Source organism: Bradyrhizobium sp. SZCCHNS3002, assembly GCF_032377435.1.
GTDB lineage: Bacteria > Pseudomonadota > Alphaproteobacteria > Rhizobiales > Xanthobacteraceae > Bradyrhizobium.
Genome location: NZ_JAUHHY010000006.1, coordinates 164862 through 188632, shown reverse-complemented (window position 1 = coordinate 188632; position 23771 = coordinate 164862). Strand labels below are relative to the sequence as shown.

Sequence of the window (23771 nt, the reverse complement as noted above, 5' to 3'; positions counted from 1 at the left end):
CAAAGGCGACGACAGTCCCGTCGCAGGGTGCGGACGTCAGCACCGGATCCGCAGCCCGCATCGGCCTCACATCCGAGCGAGGCGAGCCATGCCCATCAATGCCATCGGCTCCGTCACCACGACGTCAGCAGCCCCGGCGGCGACCGCCCTGGCGCGAACGGGATCGCGCTCCGCGGTCAGCACGGCCGGCGTCCCGACGGCGAGCAGGATCGTGATCAGCAAGGTCTCGATCACGGTCGCCGGCGAGATCATCACCACGACCACCTATTCGGACGGCACAACCGGGGTGACGGTCTCCACAGCGCCGCCGAGCACGGGGCTGCAGACCTACACCGCCCGGGGAACGCTCAGCGGCGGCCGCATCGCCGCGTGAGACAGTGCGCTTGGCGTCGCCGTCGGCCCTCAGCGCAGCCTGGCCGCGCGGCTCGCGATGTCGATGACAACGCTGCCGGTCTTGGCGTAACCCTGCGGCACCGAGCCCTCGCCCGCCGCGGGCTCGCGCATGTCTTCCGCATCCTTCGGCTTCGGAAAGCCTTTGCCACAGGCTGTCTCGATCGTCTCGCGGTCGGCGTAGCTCACGTCCGCAACGACCGTTCCGGGGCTCGGCCCGGCCGCGAGCTTCGACAGATCGAAATATTTGAGCTGCTCCGAACAGGTAACGATGTTGGTCAGGTAGGCTCCCGTCGTGTCCTCGGCCTGCAGCAGAAAATCATAGGACATCTCGATGGACCCGCCGCTGGCATTGGCGAAGCCGACGCGCGCCACGCCCGTCTCGACCACCCCCTGCCCCATATGCCCGGTCAGGCAGACGAGCACGTCCTGCGCTTCGTTCCTGGTGGTGGAGATGACGCATTCATCCACCTGCATGCCCGGCTGGAAGCCGCGAAATTTGTAGGCGCCGCCGACCTGCTCGAACACGATCGCGCCGCCGAAATCGGTCGCGTGCGGCTCGCAGCCGCTGCCATAGCTCACGAGCAGCAGCGGATTGCTGGAGGCCAGGAAACGTCCCTGCTGCCGCTCCGGCTTCAGGGTGACGTCACAGCGGCGCCCCTCGGAGTCGGGATAGGATCTGGCGCGCTTGCAGGTGGTGCCCGCGATCGCGCCGGGCGCGCAGAACAGCGACAGCAGCGCGCGGTCGGTGGCGGCAGCCTCAGCGATCCCCGGGAAGACCTGACAGAGCAGCGGCAGCGACAGCAGTACTGAAAAGAGCTTGGTCATCGAATTGCCTTGCAAAACATCGCAGTTCTGCGCGGGACGATAGCGGACGCCGATACTGTTGCAAACCAGTCGTAAACCACGGCGAGACTCATGGCGTACGCTCGCCTGCGGTCACGCCCGCATTCCCTTCGCGACCAATGACCGCTTCAGCCCTTGGCGCGACCAGCGGATGATGTAGGCTGCGGTGAGATGCAGGACTGGACAAATGGCCGGCGGCAACGCAGCGGCCGGCGCACACGCATGAGGGGCCCATGACCGACCATCTGATCGTCACCGACGAGGGCGAGACCCGGACGATCAAGCTCCGGCGGCCGGAGAAGAAGAACGCCATCACCCAGGCCATGTATCTCGGCATGAGCGATGCGATCGACACCGCGCAGAACAACCCGCTGGTGCGATGCATCATCATCACCGGCGGCTCCGGCGTGTTCACGGCCGGCAATGATCTGGAGGATTTCCTGCATGCCGGCAATGCCGGCAGCGACGCCGCGCGCACGTCGGCGGCGACCAAGTTCCTGTATTCGCTGGCGCATAACGTCAAGCCGATCATCGCCGCGGTCGACGGCGTCGCGATCGGCATCGGCACGACGATGCTGTTCCATTGCGACTACGTGCTGGCGTCGACCACGGCGACGTTCTCGACGCCCTTCATCCATCTCGGCCTGGTGCCGGAGGGCGCCTCGAGCCTGCTGATGCCGCAGACCATGGGCTATCAGCGCGCGTTCGCGATGCTGGTCATGGGGCGCACCATGACCGCGGAGGATGCGCAGATCGCGGGCTTCGTCAATACGGTGGTGGCGCCGGGCCATACCGAGGTCGAGGCGCACAAGGTGGCGCGCGACATCTGCCGGCTGCCGGCCGAGGCGGTCGCGATCGGGCGCAGGCTGATCCGCACCGCGCCGGACGAGCTGACCCGCCGCATCGACCAGGAGGCCTATCTGTTCGCCGAGCGCATGACCTCCGAGGAGGCGGTCGGCGCGTTCAAGGCGTTCCTGTCGCGCAAGAAGAAGAAATGAGCGGAGCCGCGGCGGGCGCGCATGGCGCAGTTTGATGTCATCGTGATCGGCTGCGGCGCCGTCGGCAGCGCCGCATTGCTGCATCTCGCCAAGGCGGGCAAGCGCGTGCTCGGCATCGACCGCTTCCAGCCGCCGCACAAATTCGGCTCGACCCATGGGGAGACCCGCATCACCCGCGCGGCGATCGGCGAAGGCGTCGACTACACGCCGCTGGCGCAGCGCTCGCACGTGCTGTGGCGGGAGCTGGAGCGCGAGACCGGCGCACGGCTGTTCGAACAATGCGGCTGCCTGTTCATCCCGAGCCAGGATGGCGGCGAGGTCCACGGCGTCAGCAGCGCGCAGTTCTTCGCCAACATCGAAACCGCGGCGCGGCTGCACGGCGTCGACGGCGAGACGCTGTCGTCAGAGCAGTTGCGCGCCGCCTTTCCGGCGTTTGCCACCGCGGCGAACGACCGCGCCTTCCTCGATCGCGAGGGCGGCTATCTCATGGTCGAGGACTGCGTGCGCGCCGAGCTTGCGGTGGCCGCGCGCCATGGCGCGGAGCTCGTGACCGGCCGGCGCGTGGCGGCGTTTCGCCGTGCCGCGGGCGCCCTCGTCGTGACCCTGGACGACGGCGCGACGGCCTCGGCGGACACATTGATCGTCACCACCGGGCCGTGGATCACCGAGCTGATCGCGCCGCTGCGCCGCCGCGTCAATGTCACCCGCCAGGTGCTGTACTGGTTCGAGGTGCTGTCCCATCCGGAGCGCTTCGGTCCGGATGCGCCGGTCTTCATCTGGGACGTCACCGGCCGCGACCGCGCGGCCTCCGACATCTACGGCTTTCCGTGGCTGGGCTCGCCTGACAATGGCGTCAAGATCGCCAACGAAGTGCTGACCGGCGAGACCGATCCGGACGACGTCGCGCGCGAGGTCACGCCGGACGAAATCGCCGCGACCTATGAGACCTATGTCCGCCCCTTCGTGCCGGATCTCGGCCCGCGCTGCCTGCGCAGCGAGGTCTGCCTCTATACCAACGCGCCGGGCGGCCGCTTTATCATCGACCGCGATCCCGGCGATGCGGACGTGATCTACGCCTCGGCCTGCTCCGGCCATGGCTTCAAGCATTCGCCGGCGGTCGGCGAGGCGCTCGCCGCGATGGCCCGGGGCGAGACACCGAGGGTCGATCTCTCCGGCTTCACGCTGGACCGGCTGGCCGCCGCCGATCCGGCCTGACTACTTGCCGGACTGCAGCGCCGCCGTCTGCTTGGCCAGCCCCTCGTTGAACTGCGCCTCCAGCTTGTCGAGATAGGCGTTGAACTCGCCCGGCTTGACGAACGGGTTGGCCGCGCCTTCCGCGATCTTCGCCCGCTTGCCGGCCATGTCGTACATCTCCGGATGGGGCGCCAGCAGGATGTCGGGATGCGCCGTCTTGGCCCAGGCGAAGGTCTTCTTGTAGTCGTCGACGATGCCCGGATAGGTGGGACGGCCGACCAGCCGGTTCAGCGCCACGGTGGCGCTGCAGAAGAAGATCAGGCTGCGGGTGGCGTCGCCGTCCTTCACGTCGGTCGTCCAGCTGGTGCAGCCCGGCGAATGGCCCGGCGTCTCGTGCGCCGTCAACGTCACGCCGCCGAGCGTGACGGTGTCGCCCTCGCGCACGGCGCGGTCGACCTTGACCGGCGGGAAGCCGAGATAGCGCTCCTCCTCGCGGCCCGGATAGAAGCCGCCTTCGAGCAGCGGCACGTCCTTGGCGCCCGCCACCATCTGCGCCCCGGTCTCCTGCTTGATCTGCGCGAGCCCGCCGGTATGGTCGATATGGGCGTGGGTGTTGAGGATGTACTTGATGTCGGCGACCTTGAAGCCGAGCTTGCCGATGCTGGCCTCGATCTGCGCGGTCGATTCCGGCATCACGGTATCGATCAGGATATGGCCCTGCGGTGTCGTGATCAGGTAGGAGGCCAGCCCGTTGGTGCCGACGTAGTAGACGTTGTCGATCACCTTGAACGGCTCGGTCGGCTTATTCCACGCCGCGACCATCTGCTTCATCAGGTCCGGCAGCGATTGCGCTGCAGCGGAGCCGGCGGCCAGCGACAATGTCGCCGCGAGCAGCATCATTCTTTTCATTCCGGCCTCCCGATGTATTGTCGTTATGCAATCTTTTTATGTCATTGCGACCGCGGCGGGGCAATCGCGCTTCGGCCGTCGGACCTGCACCACACGTGACCCTGCCATGAGCCGTCTGTCCCGCTTTGCGCTTGCCTGCCTGCTGACCGGCGCCGCCGTTGCAAGCATCGCCGGCCCGCCCGCCTCGGCCGAGGACGAGCCGGTGGCGTTGCGCATCCTCGCCATCAACGACTTCCACGGCAATCTGAAGCCGCCCTCCTCCGGGATCCGCGTCGCCGATCCCGCCGACCCGACCAAGACCACCGTGGTTCCAGCCGGCGGCGCCGAGCAGATGGCGAGCCTCGTCAAGCTGCTCGCCGACGGCCAGCCCAACACGATCTTCGTCGCCGCCGGCGACCTGATCGGCGCGAGCCCGTTCCTGTCGGCGATGTTCCACGACGAGCCGACCATCGAATCGATGTCGCAGATGGGGCTCGCGCTGTCGGCGGTCGGCAACCACGAGTTCGACGAGGGCAAGGCCGAGCTGCTGCGGATGCAGAACGGCGGCTGTCATCCGACCGACGGCTGCCGCGGGCCGCAGCCGTTCACCGGCGCCAAATTCCATTATCTCGCGGCGTCGACGTTCCTCGCCGGCACCGACAAGACGGTGTTTCCGCCCTACGAGATCCGCACCTTCGAGGACATCCCGGTCGCCTTCATCGGGCTGACGTTGAAGGGGACCGCGGGCATCATCTCGCCGGCGAGCGCGGCCGGCCTCGACTTCCGCAACGAGGCCGAGAGCGTCAACGCGCTGATCCCGGAATTGAAGGCCAAGGGCGTGCAGGCGATCGTCGTGCTGATCCACGAGGGCGGCTGGCCGTCCGGCGGCATGAACGAATGTCCCGGGCTGTCGGGGCCGATCGTCGACATCGTCAAGGACCTCGACAGCGCGGTCGACATCGTGATCTCCGGCCACACCCACCAGGCCTATGTCTGCACCATCGACAAGCGGCTCGTCACCTCGGGCGACAAGTTCGGCACGCTGGTGACCGCGATCGACGTCAAGCTCGACCGCACCACGCGCGACGTGATCAGCGCGACCGCCACCAACATCGTCGTCGACACCACGCTGCCGAAGGATCCGGCACAGACCGCGCTGATCGACGCCTATGAGAAGCTCGCCGCGCCCTACGCCAACCGGCCCGCCGGCGTGCTCAGCGCAACGCTGTCGCGGATGCCCGATGCGTCCGGCGAGAGCGTGCTGGGCGACGTCGTCGCCGATGCCCAGCTCGCGGCGACGCGGGCGGCCGACAAGGGCGCCGCGGTGATCGCGATGACCAATCCCGGCGGCATCCGCACCGATCTCGTCCGCCGCGACGACGGCGCGGTGACCTATGCCGACGTGTTCGCGAGCCAGCCGTTTCGCAACCAGCTGATGACGGTCACCCTGACCGGCGCCGAGATCAAGGCCGCGCTGGAGCAGCAATGGCTCGACCCGGCGCGGCCGCGCATCCTGCAGGTCTCCAGCGGCTTCTCCTATGCCTTCGATGCCAAGCAATCCGCCGGCGCGCGGATCGATGCCGCCAGCATGATGCTCGACGGCAGGGCCATCGATCCCGCCGCGTCCTACCGGGTCACCATCAACAACTACCTCGCGCTCGGCGGCGACGGTTTCACCGCGTTCAAGAGCGGGCGCGATCCGATCACCGGCCCCTATGACGACGAGGCGCTGTTCACCTATCTCAAGGCCAACAACCCGCTGGCCCCGCCGCCGCGCGGCCGCATCGTCAACAAGGCCTCGTGACGCCCCGCACGCTGGGCGGAAAGCCGGTCATATCGCCCGCGGGGCTCTTTCCGAGGCTGCGTTCAGCGCATAGATTGGGCACTCCCGCAACGCGCGAGTGGCAGAGCCCTGATGTCGACGCTGTATCTCTCTCATGAAGCCTGCCTCGATCACGCCACGCCGTCCGGCCACCCCGAGCGCGCCGACCGGCTGCGCGCGGTCGAGGAGGCCCTGACCGAGGAGCGCTTCGCCCTGCTCGATCGCGACGAGGCCCCGGAGGCGGACATCGAGCTCGCCCTGCTCTGCCACAACGAGCACTACGTCACCGAGCTGCGCCATATGGCCCCGACCTCGGGGATCATCTATCTCGACGGCGATACCTCGATGTCGCCGGGCACCTGGGAAGCGGTGATGCGCGGCGTCGGCGGCGCGGTCGCGGCGACCGAGTCGGTGATGTCCGGCCGCCACCGCAACGCCTTCGTCGCGGTGCGCCCGCCCGGGCACCATGCCGAGATCGCCAAGCCGATGGGCTTCTGCTTCTTCGACAATGTCGCGATCGCCGCGCGCTACGCCCAGCGCACCTTCGGCATCGCGCGCGCCGCCATCGTCGATTTCGACGTCCACCATGGCAACGGCACCCAGGACATCTTCTGGGCCGACAAGAGCGTGATGTACTGCTCGACCCACCAGATGCCGCTGTTCCCGGGCACCGGCGCCCGCGGCGAGCGCGGCGAGCACGACACCATCGTCAACGCGCCGCTGGCCTCCGAGGACGGCAGCCTCGAGTTCCGCTCCGCCTTCGAGAACCTGATCCTGCCGCAGCTCACTAAGTTCAGCCCGGAGCTCGTGATCATCTCGGCCGGCTTCGACGCCCACTATCGCGATCCGCTGGCGTCGCTCAACCTGCGGGCCGAGGATTTCGGCTGGGTCACCCGCAAGCTGATGGATCTGGCTGACAAGACCGCCGGCGGCCGCGTCGTCTCGGTCCTGGAGGGCGGCTATGACCTTCAGGGGCTTAAGGAATCCGTCGCGGCCCACGTCGCGGCGCTGACCGGGGCGTAATCCCCAGGTTCCGGCCGATCCACCCCGGCAGGGCCTGACAGGGCCGCGAGCGGGGTGTAAAAGCACGGCCCCGGAGTTGAGTGAGCTGCAGGGAACCCGCATGGCGGACAACACCGTAACCGACGTCAAGAAGCTGTCGTTCGAGCGCGCGATCGAGGAGCTGGAAACGATCGTGAAGCGGCTCGAGGACGGCAAGGTGCCGCTCGAGGAGTCGGTGACGATCTATGAGCGCGGCGAGGCGCTGAAGCGGCGCTGCGAGGAACTGCTGCGCCAGGCCGAGGCCCGGGTCGAGAAGATCACGACCGACGCCAGCGGCCATGCGGCGGGAACCGTACCGCTCGACGTGCAATAGCGGCTAGCGGCGGGCCTCTCCGGGCAACAGTCCGGATTTATTTCGCTGCCGTCCGGCGCGACTTTCACGCGCGGTCGGAGCGCCTCTCAATCGTGCAATTCGGCCGCACATCGGAGCAGCTGCATTGTCGACGGGCTTGGCCGCCAAGTGCCCCCTGGCGAAGTCTCTGCCCCGCGTTCACCGATCGAGAGCCGCCGCTACGTGCTTCGTTTACCATGCGACACGATTGGATCCTGGCCGTTCGACCATGGCGTCCCCGATCCCATGATCGCGCCGGTCCACGGCTGCAAGCGTCCGGGCCCGATCATGACAACGTGCTGCGCTCATAGGCCTTCCGCGTCCGCTTCGTGACGGCCCACGAAAGGCCGCACGCCGGCGACTTCTTCATGATCGTCCGCGGACCGATCCCCTTACGCGAACGCATGGCTCACCGCGCCGCGGCGCGCGCAATCGCCGCATCGGCGGATTCTGTGCCGCGGGAAAAAGCCTGGACCGAGCTCGCGTCCCCGGTCTATTGCGGAGCGCTGGCTGCCGTCGATTTGAGCAGCGCACTGGAACCTCCGGCACGCCGCCGCGGTTGAGACGTGGCGCAAAGGTACCGTTTGCGGGCTTGCCAACGCCCGCCGGGTTGGCTTTAAGACGCACTTTGGTGTAAAGCTTCTCGCAACTGCGGGTTTTTGGAAGTGTCCATCCTCTCCAGAGAGAGGAATCTAAGCGCTTGCAAGAGCTAGCAAAACTGACTTGGCTGAACGACTTGGCGATCTTGGGCGACTAACGAGGACGGCAAGGCCACCAAGAGTGACTTACATCACATAGATCGATCCCAAACCCGGCTAGTCTTCGGACTGCGGCTTCGATCCGCGCGGATGTGACCTTCAAGACCTCAGGTTTCGCCGCCCGTTACGATGAACCTCTCAGATGTCGGCCCTTGAACCCGACCTGCAAAATTGGAATGTCACCGTGACCACATTTAGTAAGACGCCGCTTCTCGACACCATCAAGACCCCGGAAGATCTGCGCCGGCTGAAGGTCGAGCAGGTCCGGCAGGTCGCCGACGAATTGCGCCAGGAGACCATCGACGCGGTCTCGGTGACCGGCGGCCATTTCGGCGCGGGTCTCGGCGTGGTCGAGCTGACCACGGCCATCCATTACGTATTCGACACCCCGCGCGACCGCCTGATCTGGGACGTCGGCCACCAGGCCTATCCGCACAAGATCCTGACCGGACGCCGCGACCGCATCCGCACCTTGCGCACCGGCGGCGGCCTGTCCGGGTTCACCAAGCGCGCCGAGAGCGACTACGATCCGTTTGGCGCTGCGCACTCGTCGACCTCGATTTCCGCCGGCCTCGGCATGGCCGTGGCGCGCGACCTGTCGGGCGGCAAGAACAACGTGATCGCCGTGATCGGCGACGGTGCGATGTCCGCCGGCATGGCCTATGAGGCGATGAACAACGCCGGCGCGATGAACTCCCGCCTTATCGTGATCCTCAACGACAACGACATGTCGATCGCGCCGCCGGTCGGCGCGATGTCGGCCTATCTGTCCCGCCTCTACTCGGGCAAGACCTACCGTACCCTGCGCGATGCCGCCAAGCAGCTCGGCCAGCATCTGCCCAAGGTGATTGCCAACCGCGCCAGCCGCGTCGAGGAATATTCGCGCGGCTTCATGATGGACGGCGGCACGCTGTTCGAGGAGCTCGGCTTCTACTACGTCGGCCCGATCGACGGCCACAACCTCGACCATCTGCTCCCCGTGCTGAAGAACGTCCGCGACATGGAGACCGGCCCGATCCTGGTCCACGTCGTGACCCAGAAGGGCAAGGGCTACTCGCCCGCGGAAGCGGCGGCCGACAAATATCACGCGGTGGCCAAGTTCGACATCGCCACCGGCACCCAGGCCAAGGCCAAGCCGAACGCGCCGGCCTATCAGAACGTGTTCGGCCAGAGCCTGGTCAAGGAAGCCGAGAAGGACGACAAGATCGTCGGCATCACGGCCGCGATGCCCTCGGGCACCGGCATCGACATCTTCGCCAAGGCGTTCCCGAAGCGCACCTTCGACGTCGGCATCGCCGAGCAGCATGCGGTGACCTTCGCCGCCGGCCTCGCGGCGGAAGGCTACAAGCCGTTCTGCGCGATCTACTCGACCTTCCTGCAGCGCGGCTACGACCAGATCGTCCACGACGTCTGCATCCAGAGCCTGCCGGTGCGCTTCGCGATCGACCGCGCCGGCCTGGTCGGCGCCGACGGCGCCACCCATGCCGGCTCGTTCGACAACGCCTATCTCGGCTGCCTGCCGAACATGGTGATCATGGCGGCCTCCGACGAGGCCGAGCTGGTACACATGGTGGCGACCCAGGTCGCGATCAACGACCGGCCGAGCTCGGTGCGCTATCCGCGCGGCGAAGGCCGCGGCGTGGAAATGCCCGAGGTTGGCGTTCCCTTGCCGATCGGCAAGGGCCGCATGATCCGCCAGGGCAAGCAGGTCGCTCTGCTCTCGTTCGGCACCCGGTTGGCCGAGTGCGAGAAGGCGGCCGACGAGCTCGCCGCCCATGGCCTTTCCGCCTCGATCGCCGATGCGCGCTTCATGAAGCCGCTCGACGAGGAGCTGGTGATGAAGCTCGCCCGCGAGCACGACATCCTGATCACGATCGAGGAAGGCTCGATCGGCGGCTTCGGCTCGCACGTGATGCAGTATCTGTCCGACCAGGGCATGCTGGACGGCGGCCTGAAGATGCGTTCGATGGTGCTGCCCGACGAGTTCCAGGACCACGACACGCCGGCGGCGATGTACGCCCGCGCCGGGCTGGACGCCAAGGGCATCGTCCGCAAGGTGTTCGAGGCGCTCGGCAAGGACTACGCGACCGAGTCGGTCAAGCTCGCCTGAGGGCGGGCTTGCGTCCCGCAGCGGTGAGCCATGAAGATCTATCTGGCAGGTCCCGACGTGTTCCTGCCGGATGCCATTGAAATCGGCCGGCGGAAGGCCGCGATCTGCGACCGCCACGGCCTGATCGGCCTTTACCCCCTCGACAACAGCATCGACCTCGCCTCCTCCGACGCCTCGCGCCAGATCTTCCATGGCAACGAGGCGATGATGGACGACGCCGATGCCATCATCGCCAATCTCACGCCGTTCCGCGGCCCCGGCGCCGATGCCGGCACGGTCTATGAGTTCGGCTACATGGCCGGATCCGGCAAGCTGTGTCTCGGCTACTGCAACGACCCGGCCATCTACGCCGATCGAGCCCGGCGCTTCACGGCGGTGACGGAGCAGGACGGCCGCCTGGTCGATGGCGAAGGCCTGACGGTCGAGGATTTCGGCCTGCCCGACAATCTCATGATGATCCACGCGCTCGAGCTGCGCGGCCATCCACTGGTGCTGCCGCGCGAGCGGCCGGCGAATGTCTGGAACGATCTCTCGGCGTTCGAGCTGTGCGTGAAGCTAGCGGCGGAGCGGCTGGCCACGGTCTCGTAGGGTGGGCAAAGCGGCGCCGCCAGGTGCAGCGTGCCCACCGTCCATCCACGCTCTGCAATCGAGATGGTGGGCACGGCGCGTCAATTGCGATACGAGCTTGCGGAAACACCGGTGCACGCGCCTTTGCCCACCCTACGAGTCTCGCGTGGTGGCACGATCGATGACACGAACTCCCATGTCGTCCCTGCGAAAGCCGGGACCCATAACCACAGGACGGTGTGTTGGGCAGACACGTAGTTGCCATCTTCCTACAAACTACGTCCTGTGGTTATGGGTCCCGGGTCGGCGCACCGACGCGCGATGCGCGCCAGTGCTTGCCCGGGACGACACCGGAATGGTTGCGCGACCTCCACAACTCATGACCACTCCACAACTCATGACCATTCATCAAACCGCCCATGACCCCTGCCCGCAAACGCGCTGACATCCTCCTCGTCGAACGCGGCCTGTTCGAGAGCCGCGCGCGGGCGCAGGCGGCGATCGAGGCGGGGCTCGTGTTCGCCAACGACAAGCAGGTCGGCAAAGCCTCGGAGAGCATTCCCGCCGACGCCGTCCTGCAGGCCGAGCCGGCGCATCCCTGGGTGTCGCGTGGCGGCGTCAAGCTGGCGGCGGCGCTGGAGCATTACGGCATCGAGGTCGAGGACCATGTCTGCCTCGATGTCGGCGCCTCCACCGGCGGCTTCACCGAGGTGCTGCTGGCGAATGGCGCGGCGCTCGTGTTCGCGGTCGACGTCGGCCGCGACCAGTTGCACCCGTCATTGCGCAATCACCCGAAGATCATCTCGATGGAGCAGACCGACATCCGCAGCTACGACGGCAAGCGGCTGGCGCAGCGCCCCGACATCGTCGTGATCGACTGCAGCTTCATCTCGCTCAAGGCGGTGCTGCCGGCCGCGCTATCGCTCGCCGCCTCGCCGATGAGCCTGCTGGCGCTGATCAAGCCGCAATTCGAGGCGCAGGGAAAGCACGGCAAGGGCGGCATCATCAAGGATGCAGCCGTCCATCAAGCCGTGTGCGATGACATCGCCGCCTTCGCCGCCTCGCTCGGCTGCAGCGAAATCGCGATCTTTCCGTCATCGATCAAGGGCGGCGACGGCAACGCCGAATTCTTCCTGGGAGCGCGCCGCCATGGTTGAACGTCTCGTCATCGACCAGGTCGGCCATCGCGGCGATGGCGTGTCGCTGTCATCGGGCGAGGCGCTGTACGTGCCCTACACGCTGGCCGGCGAGACCGTGGAGACGGCCGTCGTGCCCGGCCATCCCGATCGCCGCAAGCTGCTCGCGGTGGAGACGGCGAGTCCCGAGCGGATCGCGCCGTTCTGCGCGCATTTCGGCGTGTGCGGCGGCTGCGCCATCCAGCACTGGATGCCCGGGCCCTATCAGCAATGGAAGCGCAACATCATCGTCGAGACGCTACGGGCCGCCAAGGTCGACTGCGACGTGGCCGATCTGATCGATGCCCACGGCGCCGGCCGGCGCCGCGCCACCTTCCACGCCCGGATGGGCACGCACGACGTTCTCAGGGTCGGATTCTCGGCCGCGAACAGCCACGATATCGTGCCGATCGACCGCTGCCCGATCCTCGATCCTGCTCTGGACGGTGCGCTGGAAGCCGCATGGGCCCTGGCTGAGGCGCTGAAGCCGACCGGCAAGCCGCTCGACATCCAGGCGACCGCGACCAGCAACGGCCTCGACATCGACATCCGCGGCTCCGGCCCGCTGCCGCCGCCGCGCATCGCGGCCCTGTCCCGCCTCGCCGAACAGCACCGACTGGCGCGGCTGACGCGCCACGGCGAGCTGGTGCTGATGCGCAATGCGCCAGTTGTCACGATGGGCACGGCGCAGGTGACGCTGCCGCCCGGCTCGTTTCTGCAGGCCACCGTGCAAGGCGAGGAGACGCTGGCGCAGCTCGTGATGGAGCGGACCGGCAAGGCCAAGCACGTCGCCGACCTGTTCTGCGGCGTCGGCCCGTTCGCGCTGCGGCTCGCCACGCGGGCGCGCGTCACCGCCATGGACAATGATGCCGGCGCGATCGCGGCGCTGCAGAAGGCGGCCGGGACGCCCGGCCTCAAGCCGATCAAGGCCGAGGCGCGCGACCTGTTCCGCCGCCCGCTGATGCCGCCGGAATTGCGCGACATCGATGCCGTCGTGTTCGACCCGCCGCGCCAGGGCGCGCAGGCCCAGGCCAGGCAGCTCGCGGCCAGCAAGGCGCCGGTGATCGTCGCGGTGTCCTGCAACGTCACCACCTTCGCCCGCGACGTCCGCATGCTGATCGACGGCGGCTACAAGCTCGAGACGGTCGTCCCCGTCGACCAGTTCCGCCACACGCCGCATGTGGAGTTGGTGGCGCGGCTGGTGCGGTGAGGCGGTGATGCGGGATGCCTATTAGTTGAGCGCAGAGCTTGCTCGGCACGAACGGTGCGCACCCTCTCCCCGTTCTTACGGGGAGAGGGTTGGGGTGAGAGGCAGCCGCACGGGAAGTGTCAGCAGGGGCAAACGCACCGGGTGTGTGCGTGGATAGACCTGTCCCCCTCACCCGGATTGCATCTTCGATGCAATCCGACCTCTCCCCGCAAGCGGGGTGAGGTGCACTGCCGCCGCTGCGAGATCCCGGCCACTCAAGAAACACGAGAGGTCAAGCAGCGGCGCTGCCGTGTCTATGACTGCTACCGCACCACGCTGACCTTCACCGGGGCGACGCCGGTGTGGATCATGCCGAGCGCCTGGGCGGCGGAGTAGGACACATCCACCACCCGGCCCTGCACGAACGGTCCACGGTCGTTGACACGCACCACCACCGAGCGGCCGGTCTTGACGTTGGTGACCTGCAAACGGGTGCCGAACGGCAGGCTGCGATGGGCGGCCGTCAGCTCGGAGGGATCGAAGCGTTCGCCGCTCGCGGTCTTGCGGCCTTCCGAGTAGTAGCTGGCGAGGCCCGACGAGGTGGCGTGGGCTGGAGGCGGGCTGAGCTCGGCCTGCTGGACGCGCACCACCGACTCCGGCGCCGTCTCCGCACGCTGCACCTGCGGCCGGAATTCGGCGGCAGCTTGCTTCGTCGGCGCCGCCCAGCGCGCCTGCCGGACCGCCGACGATTGCGCGCAGGCGGCGAGCGAAGCCGCCGCCGCACACAGCAGCGCTGGCCTCAGAAGTTGGGATGCGAGCCCTGCACCCGGGCCATGGACGACTGACGAGGGACCTGCTGTCCGGTCGATGATACGCATGTTCTGTGCGCCTCCGCCTCAACCCGCTCATGGTCGCGGCCCAATCGCGGCGGCACAGTGGCAAAGAGAATTTTGGCGCCATGCAACCCCTGGTTTTAAGATCATGTGTGGCTGTGAGGTCACAGATTCGCCGGATCGGCAACAGGACGGGGTTTTTCCACACGAGATCGGGATACCAATCCTTGCACCCGACACGCGTCCGATGGGTGCGCAGTGCACGCCTCCGACCAGGACAGGCGGTGTGAAGCGCTGCGCGCCGGTCGATGGCGGATCAGGGGCGCCGGTGTGGCGCAGCCCGGGTCACCGGCCCCAGCGATCCTGCCAGATCTTCTCGCCGATCGTGCAGGACACGCGCGGCTCCTTGTCGGCGTCATCGGCGACCGGCACGATGCGCGGCGGCGGTGCCCGTCCGGCGACCTCCATCAGCAGCTTGGTGCGGATGGCCTCCTTGAACTCCTCGCGGCTCTTGATCGTGACCACGAACGAGCCGTGGCCGCCGGTGACGCAATCCTTGTAGTAGAGATCGAGGTTCTCGATATCCATGGTCGAGTAGGACGGCTCCTTGACCATGATCGGCAGGCCGTTGATCGTGATGCCCTTGTTGACGGCCTCGTCGCGCGCGATCGTCACCGGCGAGGGACCGTTGTTGTTGGGCCCGTCGCCGGAGATGTCGATGACGCGGCGCAGCCCGCGATAGGGGTTCTCATCGAACAACGGCATGGCGAAGTAGATCGCGCCCGAGATCGAGGTGCGCGACGCCCGGCGGATCGGCGTCTTCATGATCTCGGCGGCGACGGCGTCGGCACTTTCCGGTCCGTCGATCAGGCGCCATGGAATGATGATCTTCTGGTCGCTCGAGGCCGCCCATTCGAAATAGGTCACGGCGATGCGGCCGTGCACGCCGTTCTTCAGCGCCTGCAGGAACTCGCGCGAGCTGAGCGCCTGGGCGTAGCCTTCGCGCTGGATCGCCAGCTCGTCCAGATCCATCGAGTAGGACACGTCGACGGCGAGGATGAGCTCAACGTCGACGGAGGCTTCCTTCTCGCTCAGTTGCTGCGCCGGCTGGGTCCTCGGCGCGGCCACGACGCTGGCGACGTCGCCGCCAGCCAAGGCGCCCGCCAGACACGCCACCCCGATCGAGATCCACCAGCGCATGAGCTGCCCTCCAATCGCGTCTGATGATGGTGACATGCAATCCGCAGAGCGCAAAGCGGGAACGCACACATCCATTCACATTCCGGTTAGTCCCCTGGATTTCCCGGATGTCAGGCAGCCGCGTGCGCCCATCGCGCAAGGCATGCAGCCCGTGGTTTCCCGGAGCGTTCGAAGCCTGTATCGTGGCGTGACTGCCGCATCAGGAACACAGGCGCGCCCTTCAAATGAACGATGCCGTCACCAAGCCCAAGACGAAGGTACGCACCAAGACCGAGCGTCCGCGGCTCTACAAGGTGATCCTCGTCAACGACGATTTCACGCCGCGCGATTTCGTGGTGATGATCCTGAAGGCGGAATTCCGCATGACCGAGGACCAGGCCTACAAGGTCATGATCACGGCCCATAAGCTCGGCGTCTGCGTGGTGGCGGTGTTCACAAAGGACGTCGCCGAGACCAAGGCGACGCGCGCGACCGATGCCGGCCGCGCCAAGGGATATCCGCTGCTGTTCACCACCGAGCCGGAGACCTGAGCCGGCGAACTAATTCCCTTCCTCGCGCAGCCCGAACACGCGTTGCGCGGTCGCGAGGCCAGCGATCGGAAATTCGCCGAGATCGGTCCAGAGATCGGTCAGCGGCTCGGGACAGGCGCCGGCAAAGGCCTCGGACGCGACCACCGTGCGCTTCAGCTGCGCGGCCATCTTCTCCAGCCTTGCGGCGAGATTGACGGCGGGGCCGATGCAGGTGAAGTCGAGCCGGTTGCCGCCGCCGATATTGCCATAGAGCAACCGTCCGACATGCAGCGCCACGCCGAAACGAAACCGCTCCCCGATGTCGCCGACCGCATATTCCAGCGCGTCGACGCGGGCGCGCGACGCCCGCGCCGCCGTGAGCACGCGGCCGCAGACCTCGCTCGGATCGCCGCCCTGCGCGCGAATGGGGAACACCGCGAGCAGGCCGTCGCCCATGAACTTGAGCACCTCGCCGCCCTGCTCGCGGATCGGATCCACCTGGCAGTCGAAGTACTGGTTGAGGATGTCGACGACGTTCTCGGCCGGCAGCCGGTCCGACAGCGGCGTGAAGCCGCGCAGATCCGACAACCAGATCGCCGCATCGAGCGTATCGGTGTGGCCGCGGCGGATCTGGCCGCCGAGGATGCGCTCGCCGGCGCTGTTGCCGACATAGGTGTCGAGCAGCATCGAGGCGGTCCGGCGCAGCGTGACGATCTCGGTGTAGCGTGCGAGCGCAGGCATCAGCGACCGGATCGCGTTCAGCTGCGCGTCGGTGAAGCCTCTTGGAGATTTGGTGGTCCAGCTCGAGGCATGGACCGCGCGATCGATGAAGGTCATCGGCAAGGCGAGATAGTCGGTCACGCCCTCGGCACGCAGATCCATCAGGATCGGAAAACGCTCCGCCTGCGGATGGCGAGGATCGGCCCCGAACTCCCTGCCATGCTCGAACACGAGCGCGAGCGGACTGTCCGTGTAGGCCGGGGTGCTCTCGAAACCGAAATCGACCGTGCCCATCTCGACCTCGGCGCCCTGGCGCCAGATGAAGCTGCGGCCGGCGATATCGGGATGAAGGGTGCGGACGAACACGCCGACGCGCCACAACGGGATGCCGAGCCCGACCAGGCGCTCGCAGCATTCGGACATCATCTGGCTCGGCGTCGCCGCGGAGCGCGCACCATCGACCAGCCAGTCCTTGATGTCCCGCAGCTTGGAAGTGTCCATGGGCTGAGATTAAGCGACGGACGTGACAACAGTAAACAGGTACTCCTTGCGCGACCAACCGACCTGGCCGCGATGGCGCAGCAGATGATCGGCGAGCACGCAGGCCATCATCGCCTCGCCCACCGGGCCCGTGCGGATTGCCGACGCAGGGGTCGTGATGGCCCTTGGTGAGGCTCTTCGTGACAGCTCATGGAGACAGCGAGACGCACGCGGCGTGGCGGCAATTTTAGCCATTTGCGAGGAAGGCCATTCAGCTCCGCGCGGTATCCTGACACGATGAGAGAGACCCCCCGCAGCGTATCATCCACCATTGTTCCTCAGACCTCGTTCGGACCGTTGCGGCTACTGCCGGCGCTGCCATGGCTCATCCTCGCCGCGGCAATGCGGGTGATCGCGTTTGCCGGCGGACCGGCCAGCCTGCCCGCTCTGGTCGTGGCCGCGGTCGCCGTGCTGCACGCCTTCATCGTCACGGCGCAGCGCTGTATCGAGGCAAGCGGCGGCCAGACGAACCTCGGCGAGCTGAGCGTCACCGACCAGCTTCGATTGTCCCTGGCCGTGCTATGGCGGATCGCCTTGCTGATGATCGCGGCTGCGCTAGCCCTGGTGTTCACGCCCTATGCGGGACAGAGCCCCCATCTGATGGCCGGACTGGATGGCATGGCCTTCGACCAGTTCACGCATCTCGGCCGGTTCTGGAGCGCATTCATCGCAGCGCTGGTGCTGCTGATGATCCTGCAGGCCGAGCGCAACAATGGCCGGACCGCGTTCTTCCCCGCACTCGGTGAGTTCGCCCGGCGCGGGCTATGGCTCGGGACAGCCGTGCTGGTGCTGGGCCTGGTCAACATCGGACTGGGCCACAGCCAGAATGCCGTCCGTGGCCTGATCTGGACGTTCGGGCAGACCGAGGCCAGTCAGTTCGCCAAGAACCTGGTGTTCTTCGTGTTCATCTTCTCGTTCGCGATGCTGCGGCTGTGGGTCACGCTCTCGATCGTGACCTTCGGGCTGAAGGCGTCGTATGTGTACGGCGAGAACGATTAACCTACCCCACCTGGCCGCGATGGCGCAGCAGGTGATCGGCGAGCACGCAAGCCATCATCGCCTCGCCGACGGGAACCGCGCGGATGCCGACGCAGGGGTCGTGACGGCCCTTGGTCAGGATCTCGGTCTCCTGGCCTGAGCGGTCGACGGTTTGGCGCGGGGTGAGGATCGACGAGGTCGGCTTGACCGCGAAGCGCAGCACGATCGGCTGTCCCGTGGCGATGCCGCCGAGAATGCCCCCGGCATTGTTGGAGAGGAAGCGCGTGCCGTCATTGGCCGAGCGCATCTCGTCGGCATTCTCCTCGCCGGTCAGCTCGGCCGCACCGAAGCCGGCGCCGATCTCGACCCCCTTCACGGCGTTGATGCTCATCATCGCCGCGGCGAGATCGGCATCGAGCTTGCCGTAGAGCGGCGCGCCAAGTCCCGCCGGCACGCCCTCGGCGACGATCTCGAGCACGGCGCCGATCGACGAGCCGGACTTCCTGATGCCGTCGAGATAGTCCTCGAAGAACGCTGCCTTGTCCTTGTCGGGGCAGAAGAAGGGATTGCGCGCGACCTCGTCCCAGTCCCAGTTGCCGCGGTCGATCTTGTGCGGCCCCATCTGCACCAGCGCGCCGCGCACCTTCACGTCGGGCAGGACCTTGCGCGCGATCGCGCCGGCCGCAACGCGCGTCGCGGTCTCGCGCGCGGAGGACCGGCCGCCGCCGCGATAGTCGCGCAGGCCGTATTTGGCCTCGTAGGTGAAGTCGGCATGGCCGGGACGAAACTTGTCCTTGATCCCGGAATAGTCCTTGGAGCGCTGATCGGTGTTCTCGATCAGGAGCGCGATCGGCGTGCCGGTGGTGACCTGCGCTCCCGTGTCTGGATCGGCCATCACGCCGGACAGGATCTTCACCTGGTCCGGCTCCTGGCGCTGGGTGGTGAAGCGCGACTGGCCGGGACGGCGGCGGTCGAGATCACGCTGGATCTCCTCCGCTTGCAGCGGGATCCGCGGCGGACAGCCGTCGACCACGCAGCCGATGGCCACGCCATGGCTCTCGCCGAAGGTGGTGACGCGGAACATGTGGCCGAAGGTGTTGAAGGACATGAGCTGATCACCCAATCGGAAAAACCGTCATTCCGGGACGGTCCGAAGGACCAGACCCGGACTCTCGAGATTCCGGTTTCGCCTCTCACGACGCGCCCCGGAATGACGGGGACAAACTAACTGTACTTCTCGAAGCCGTTCTCGCCGAACACATAGACCGCGCCCTGCTGGATCGGCAGGTCGACGGCGCCGTGCGGCGTCTCGAAGCCCAGCGCGACCATCAGCGCCCGCGCCGTGCCGCCATGGGCGACCGCCACGATATCGCCAGACAGCCCATCGTACCAGTCGCGCACGCGGCGCTCGACGTCGGCATAGGTCTCGCCGCCCTCGGGCGCCAGCGACCATTTGTCGGTCAGCCGCCGGGCATAGAAGGCGGGATCGGCCGCCTGCATTTCCGGCAGCGTCGCCCCTTCCCATTTGCCGTAGCCGATCTCGCGCAGCCGGGCATCGAGCGCATAGCCCTCGGCTGGCAGCCCCAGGGTCTCACGCACCAGCTCCATGGTCGCGCGGGCGCGGCTGAGCGGGCTCGCGACGTAGGGCAGGCGCGCCGCATCATGGCCGTTGCGCGCAGCGAGCTCGGCCAGGAGGTTGCCGGCCTGGACCGCCTGCACCCGCCCGAGCGCGTTCAGCGGAATGTCCTGCGTGCCCTGCAGCCGGCCGAGCGCATTCCATTCCGTCTCGCCGTGGCGGATGTAGTAGATCGTGGGCCGTGGCATCGCGTGTTGACGTTAGTCCTTGGCGCCGACGGAATTGCTGAGCGAGATGTCGGGCGCCTCGGGCCGCTTCATGCCGACGACATGATAGCCGGAATCGACGTGATGCACCTCGCCGGTGACGCCGCGCGACAGGTCGGACAAGAGATACAGCGCGCTGTCGCCGACCTCGTCGATGGTCACGGTCCGGCGCAGCGGCGCGTTGTATTCGTTCCACTTCAGGATATAGCGGAAGTCGCCGATGCCCGACGCGGCCAGCGTCTTGATCGGGCCGGCCGAGATCGCGTTGACGCGGATGCTCTTCTCGCCGAGATCGGCGGCGAGATAGCGCACGCTGGCTTCCAGCGCGGCCTTGGCGACGCCCATCACATTGTAGTGCGGCATCCACTTCTCGGCGCCGTAATAGGTCAGGGTGATGATCGAGCCGCCGTCGGTCATCAGCTTCTCGGCGCGCTGCGCGATCGCGGTCAGCGAGTAGCAGCTGATCAGCATGCTCTTGGAGAAATTGTCCTGCGTGGTCTCGATGTAGCGGCCGTCGAGCTGGTCCTTGTCGGAGAAGGCGATGGCGTGGACGACGAAGTCGATCTTGCCCCACTTCTCCTTGAGCACGTCGAACACGGCATCGATGGTCGATGGATCGGTGACGTCGCAATGGCCGAGCACGAGGCCGCCGAGCTCAGCCGCCAGCGGCTCGACGCGCTTCTTCAGCGCGTCGCCCTGGTAGGTCAACGCGATCTCCGCGCCGGCCGCGCGCGCGGCCTTGGCAATGCCCCAGGCGATCGAGCGGTTGTTGGCCACGCCGAGGACCACCCCGCGCTTGCCCTGCATCAAACCTGAAATCTGCGCCATGCGGCTTCCCATCGAACTGATTATGAGAGCATGATCCGGAAAAGTGGAAACCGGTTTTCCGAAAGATCATGCTCAAACAAGGAGATGAGCATCATGCGTTTCCGTGGAAGCGCATCATGCTCTGAGGACTGGACGTACACCACCGGTCTGGCCCGGTACAGCCCCATTCCGCCCGCTCTGTGGCAAACGCCCAGCCAGCTTGCCCGGCTGGAATAGGCCTGAGATCGCGGGGTTATGATCTTTGCAAGGCGCCGGCTGCGGCCTGCGCCCTTGTCATCGCAGCGAACAGCCGCAGGGCAGTCCATGAATGCGTTCCGCCAGAGCGTCGAGACCATGATTCCGGCACTGCGCCGTTATGCCCGGGCGTTGGCGCGCGACATGGACGCGGCCGACGAGCTGGTCCAGGACACGCTGGTGCGGGCGCTGCGCTCGGAACGGCTGTTCCTGGGCGGCGACATCAGGAGCTGGCTGTACACGATCCTGACCAATCTGAACAAGAACCGCCGGCGCTCCCTGGCACGGCGACCTCACTTCATGCCGCTCCAGGACGACAATGCCGACGCCAGCGGCACTGAGGCCGAGGGCCGGGACATCGAGCGCGCGCTGGCGACCCTGGTGGAGGAGCAGCGCGCGGCGCTTCTCCTCGTCGTGCTCGAAGGCATGAGCTACCGCGAGGTCGCCGACATCCAGGGTGTCCCGATCGGCACCGTGATGTCCCGCCTCGCCCGCGCCCGCGCCCATGTCCGTGCCGTGCTCGAGGGCGAGCGGCCGGCGCTGCGGAGGGTGAAATGACCACTGCACAAAAGCCGCCCTGCCATGTTCGGCTGCCCAAGCCTGCAGCGACCGCGCATCGCCGCAGCCGCTCGATTGCAACGAGATCCCGATGATGACCGAGCCGACCATTCCCGTCACCGAAGACGAGCTGCACGCCTACGTCGACAACGAGCTGCCGGCCGAGCGCCGCAGCGACGTCGAGCGCTGGCTGGCCGCGCATCCGGCGGACGCCGAGCGCGTGCAATCCTGGCGCAGCTTGGCTGAGGCGCTCCATGCCCGCTACGATTCGATCGTCAACGAGCCGGTGCCGCCGCGGCTCGACCTCGACGGTCTGGAGCGCCGGCCGCGGCGCTGGGTCGTCGCAGCCATGGCGGCAAGCGTGGCGGCCTTCGCGGCCGGCGGCGCGGTCGGCTGGGTCGCGCGTGGCGCTGCGTCCTCGCCGTCGCCGCTGCAGGCCCTCGCCGGCGAGGCGCTCGATGCGCACCGACTCTACGTCGTGGAGGTGCGCCATCCGGTTGAGGTCCCCGGCGACGAGAAGGCCCATCTGCAGCAATGGCTGACGCGGCGCTGCGGCCGCACCGTGCAGGCGCCGGAGCTGGAAACCACCGGACTGAAGCTCGTCGGCGGCCGGCTGCTGCCGGGGCCGACCGGTCCGGCGTCCTTCCTGATGTACGAGAGCACCTCCGGCGAGCGCTTCACAGTGTATGCGACCAAGGTCGGGATCGAGGCGGCCGAGATGCGCTATACGGCGCAGGGCAACACCGCTGCACTGTCCTGGGCGGAGCGCGGCGTCAGCTACGTCGTCAGTGGCAGCAGCGACCGGACGCGTCTCACCCAGGTCGCGCGCCTTGTTTATGACCAGTCCGAACGGGCGGGCGGCTAGCGGCGGACCATTGCCCGATTTCGCGAGGTGCCGGCCTCGGCGCGATTACGGCCGTGATCAGAAGCGTTTGCAGGATGGCCGCAAACGCTGCGCGAAAGCGTACCGATCCCCGCCTCGCCCGGGCGGGAGACACGCCAAGGTCGGCGCCGCAATTCGGTCACCGGAAATCTGGAATCAGGTCACCGGCACGTCTCAATATAGCGCCAAATGTTCACGAAAAAATGAGGAGTGTTCGATCCGCCGATCGACACGGAAGCGGCCTCGATCGGGGTTTTGTACCGCGCTGGTCCCCCTTTCGAGGCCGCACTTTTTCTCTCAGCTTTCCAGCTCGCCCCCTCAACTTTAAGCCGAGTGACCTACAACGCGCAACCTCAGGAGAGGTTGCTGCGCGGATTGTAGGGATGGCGGTCGCGCCATTTGGTCATCAGGGCTTCGAGCTCGGCATCGTTGCCGTCGGGCAGCACGATCCGGGTGGTGACGAACAGATCGCCGACCGAGCCATCGCTCTTGGGCAGGCCCTTGCCCTTGAGCCGGAAGGTGCGGCCGCTGGAGGTGTTCTTCGGGATCGACAGCTCGACCGCGCTGCCGAGCGTCGGCGCCCTCACCTTGGCGCCCAGGACCGCCTCGTAAAGCGTGATCGGCAGATCGAGCCTGAGGTCGCTGCCCTCGACCTTGAAGAACGGATGCGGCGCGATCTGGATCGTGATCAGGAGATCACCTGGCCGGTGTCCGGGCGCGCTCTCGCCCTGCCCCTTCAGCCTGATCTGCTGGCCGGCGGTGACGCCAGCGGGGACCTTGACGTTGAGCTCCTTGCCCGACGGCAGCCGAACGCGCTTCTCGCCGCCCTTCACGGACTCCTCGAGCGAGACCGACATCGCAACCTTCAGATCGAGGTCGAGGCCGACGCCGCCGGTGTCGAACTCGAACGAGCCGCCGCCGCCACGTGCACCGCGCGGGCCAGCGCCGCCGAACATGCTGTTCAGGATGTCCTCGAATCCGCCACCGCCAAAGCCGCCACCCGGCCCGCCGCCGCTGCGGAAGGTATAATTCTCGAATCCGCCCCCCGGCCCGCCGCGGCCGGCGCCGCCGCCAGGGAAGCCCTGGAAGCGCGGCTTGCCTTCGGCGTCGATCTCGCCGCGATCGAACTGCTTGCGCTTCTCCTCGTCGCCCAGGATCTCGTTGGCCGAATTGATCTCGGCAAACCGCGCCGATGCCTTCGGATCATCCTTGTTGCTGTCGGGGTGGTGCTTCTTGGCGAGCTTGCGATAGGCGCTCTTGATGGCCGCAGCGCTGGCGCTTCGCGGCACCCCCAAGACCTCATAGGGGTCGCGCAT

23 protein-coding genes and 1 pseudogene are annotated in these 23771 nt (G+C 67.1%); 14 read left to right on the top strand and 10 right to left on the bottom strand.

The features are described from left to right. Nucleotides 1-88 precede the first annotated feature (88 nt). On the top strand, nt 89-373 hold the full coding sequence (locus QW845_RS14985; protein ID WP_315802330.1) for a hypothetical protein: 285 nt from the start codon (nt 89-91) through the stop codon (nt 371-373). Nucleotides 374-402: 29 nt separating this feature from the next. Here QW845_RS14985 and QW845_RS14980 read toward each other — a convergent pair whose 3' ends face one another. Beyond that, nucleotides 403-1218 (bottom strand): hypothetical protein, encoded by an 816-nt coding sequence (locus QW845_RS14980; protein ID WP_315802329.1) that lies wholly within the window; start codon nt 1216-1218, stop codon nt 403-405. Between the two features lie 251 nt (nt 1219-1469). On the opposite strand from QW845_RS14980, the gene QW845_RS14975 reads away from it, so the two are divergent. Together QW845_RS14975 and solA are read left to right on the top strand one after the other, a co-directional pair. Further along, nucleotides 1470-2234: a crotonase/enoyl-CoA hydratase family protein gene (locus QW845_RS14975; RefSeq protein ID WP_315802328.1), complete on the top strand. Its 765-nt coding sequence runs from the start codon at nt 1470-1472 to the stop codon at nt 2232-2234. Nucleotides 2235-2255: 21 nt separating this feature from the next. After that, a complete protein-coding gene (solA, locus tag QW845_RS14970) occupies nt 2256-3449 on the top strand; it encodes an N-methyl-L-tryptophan oxidase (protein WP_315802327.1) in 1194 nt (397 codons plus the stop codon). Here solA and bla read toward each other — a convergent pair whose 3' ends face one another. Then, entirely contained in the window at nt 3450-4337 is an 888-nt protein-coding gene (bla, locus tag QW845_RS14965; RefSeq protein WP_315802326.1) for a subclass B3 metallo-beta-lactamase, read from the bottom strand. It abuts the gene before it with no gap. A 106-nt stretch (nt 4338-4443) separates the two neighbouring features. Here bla and QW845_RS14960 point away from each other — a divergent pair, with 106 nt between their 5' ends. The 7 genes from QW845_RS14960 (at nt 4444) to QW845_RS14930 (ending at nt 13351) form a co-directional block, all read left to right on the top strand. After that, nucleotides 4444-6120 (top strand): bifunctional metallophosphatase/5'-nucleotidase, encoded by a 1677-nt coding sequence (locus tag QW845_RS14960; RefSeq protein WP_315802325.1) that lies wholly within the window; start codon nt 4444-4446, stop codon nt 6118-6120. A 111-nt stretch (nt 6121-6231) separates the two neighbouring features. Then, a complete protein-coding gene (locus tag QW845_RS14955) occupies nt 6232-7161 on the top strand; it encodes a histone deacetylase family protein (protein WP_315802324.1) in 930 nt (309 codons plus the stop codon). A 100-nt stretch (nt 7162-7261) separates the two neighbouring features. Continuing rightward, nucleotides 7262-7513, top strand: a complete 252-nt coding sequence (locus QW845_RS14950; RefSeq protein ID WP_315802323.1) for an exodeoxyribonuclease VII small subunit — start codon at nt 7262-7264, stop codon at nt 7511-7513. A gap of 960 nt (nt 7514-8473) precedes the next feature. Then, nucleotides 8474-10399 (top strand): 1-deoxy-D-xylulose-5-phosphate synthase, encoded by a 1926-nt coding sequence (gene dxs / locus QW845_RS14945; protein WP_315802322.1) that lies wholly within the window; start codon nt 8474-8476, stop codon nt 10397-10399. Between the two features lie 30 nt (nt 10400-10429). Further along, nucleotides 10430-10987 carry a nucleoside 2-deoxyribosyltransferase gene (locus QW845_RS14940; protein ID WP_315802321.1) on the top strand — a complete coding sequence of 186 codons (558 nt, stop codon included), beginning with the start codon at nt 10430-10432 and terminating at the stop codon, nt 10985-10987. Between the two features lie 398 nt (nt 10988-11385). After that, nucleotides 11386-12123: a TlyA family RNA methyltransferase gene (locus QW845_RS14935; protein ID WP_315802320.1), complete on the top strand. Its 738-nt coding sequence runs from the start codon at nt 11386-11388 to the stop codon at nt 12121-12123. After that, complete coding sequence (locus QW845_RS14930; RefSeq protein WP_315802319.1) at nt 12116-13351, top strand: class I SAM-dependent RNA methyltransferase; 1236 nt, start codon at nt 12116-12118, stop codon at nt 13349-13351. The genes QW845_RS14935 and QW845_RS14930 overlap by 8 nt, the downstream gene beginning before the upstream one ends. A 302-nt stretch (nt 13352-13653) precedes the next feature. On the opposite strand, the gene QW845_RS14925 is transcribed toward QW845_RS14930, so the two are convergent. Further along, nucleotides 13654-14208, bottom strand: coding sequence for a septal ring lytic transglycosylase RlpA family protein (locus QW845_RS14925; protein ID WP_315802318.1), 555 nt, complete (start codon nt 14206-14208; stop codon nt 13654-13656). A gap of 300 nt (nt 14209-14508) precedes the next feature. Further along, nucleotides 14509-15363: a DUF1194 domain-containing protein gene (locus QW845_RS14920; RefSeq protein WP_315802317.1), complete on the bottom strand. Its 855-nt coding sequence runs from the start codon at nt 15361-15363 to the stop codon at nt 14509-14511. 224 nt (nt 15364-15587) lie between these two features. Between QW845_RS14920 and clpS the strand changes: the two genes are divergently transcribed. Next, a complete protein-coding gene (gene clpS / locus QW845_RS14915) occupies nt 15588-15893 on the top strand; it encodes an ATP-dependent Clp protease adapter ClpS (RefSeq protein WP_035654766.1) in 306 nt (101 codons plus the stop codon). 9 nt (nt 15894-15902) lie between these two features. On the opposite strand, the gene QW845_RS14910 is transcribed toward clpS, so the two are convergent. Both QW845_RS14910 and QW845_RS14905 read right to left on the bottom strand, forming a co-directional pair. Next, on the bottom strand, nt 15903-17093 hold the full coding sequence (locus QW845_RS14910; RefSeq protein ID WP_315802316.1) for an adenylate/guanylate cyclase domain-containing protein: 1191 nt from the start codon (nt 17091-17093) through the stop codon (nt 15903-15905). Nucleotides 17094-17102: 9 nt separating this feature from the next. Further along, a pseudogene (locus QW845_RS14905) lies at nt 17103-17274 on the bottom strand (chorismate synthase); the annotation flags it as partial. Between the two features lie 95 nt (nt 17275-17369). On the opposite strand from QW845_RS14905, the gene QW845_RS14900 reads away from it, so the two are divergent. Beyond that, nucleotides 17370-18131 (top strand): hypothetical protein, encoded by a 762-nt coding sequence (locus QW845_RS14900; RefSeq protein WP_315802315.1) that lies wholly within the window; start codon nt 17370-17372, stop codon nt 18129-18131. A gap of 1 nt (nt 18132) precedes the next feature. Here the strand turns inward: QW845_RS14900 and aroC are convergent, their stop codons facing one another. The 3 genes from aroC to fabI all read right to left on the bottom strand — a co-directional run bounded on the left by aroC (nt 18133) and on the right by fabI (nt 20780). Next, complete coding sequence (gene aroC, locus QW845_RS14895) at nt 18133-19218, bottom strand: chorismate synthase (protein WP_315802314.1); 1086 nt, start codon at nt 19216-19218, stop codon at nt 18133-18135. Nucleotides 19219-19334: 116 nt separating this feature from the next. Beyond that, a complete protein-coding gene (locus tag QW845_RS14890; protein WP_315802313.1) occupies nt 19335-19934 on the bottom strand; it encodes a histidine phosphatase family protein in 600 nt (199 codons plus the stop codon). A 12-nt stretch (nt 19935-19946) separates the two neighbouring features. Next, entirely contained in the window at nt 19947-20780 is an 834-nt protein-coding gene (gene fabI / locus QW845_RS14885) for an enoyl-ACP reductase FabI (RefSeq protein ID WP_315802312.1), read from the bottom strand. A 303-nt stretch (nt 20781-21083) separates the two neighbouring features. On the opposite strand from fabI, the gene QW845_RS14880 reads away from it, so the two are divergent. Then, the gene (locus QW845_RS14880; RefSeq protein WP_315802311.1) at nt 21084-21572 is read left to right on the top strand and encodes a sigma-70 family RNA polymerase sigma factor; all 489 of its coding nucleotides are present in this window, start codon (nt 21084-21086) and stop codon (nt 21570-21572) included. Between the two features lie 91 nt (nt 21573-21663). Further along, complete coding sequence (locus tag QW845_RS14875; RefSeq protein WP_315802310.1) at nt 21664-22437, top strand: anti-sigma factor; 774 nt, start codon at nt 21664-21666, stop codon at nt 22435-22437. Between the two features lie 371 nt (nt 22438-22808). Here QW845_RS14875 and QW845_RS14870 read toward each other — a convergent pair whose 3' ends face one another. Beyond that, a complete protein-coding gene (locus QW845_RS14870) occupies nt 22809-23771 on the bottom strand; it encodes a DnaJ C-terminal domain-containing protein (RefSeq protein WP_315802309.1) in 963 nt (320 codons plus the stop codon).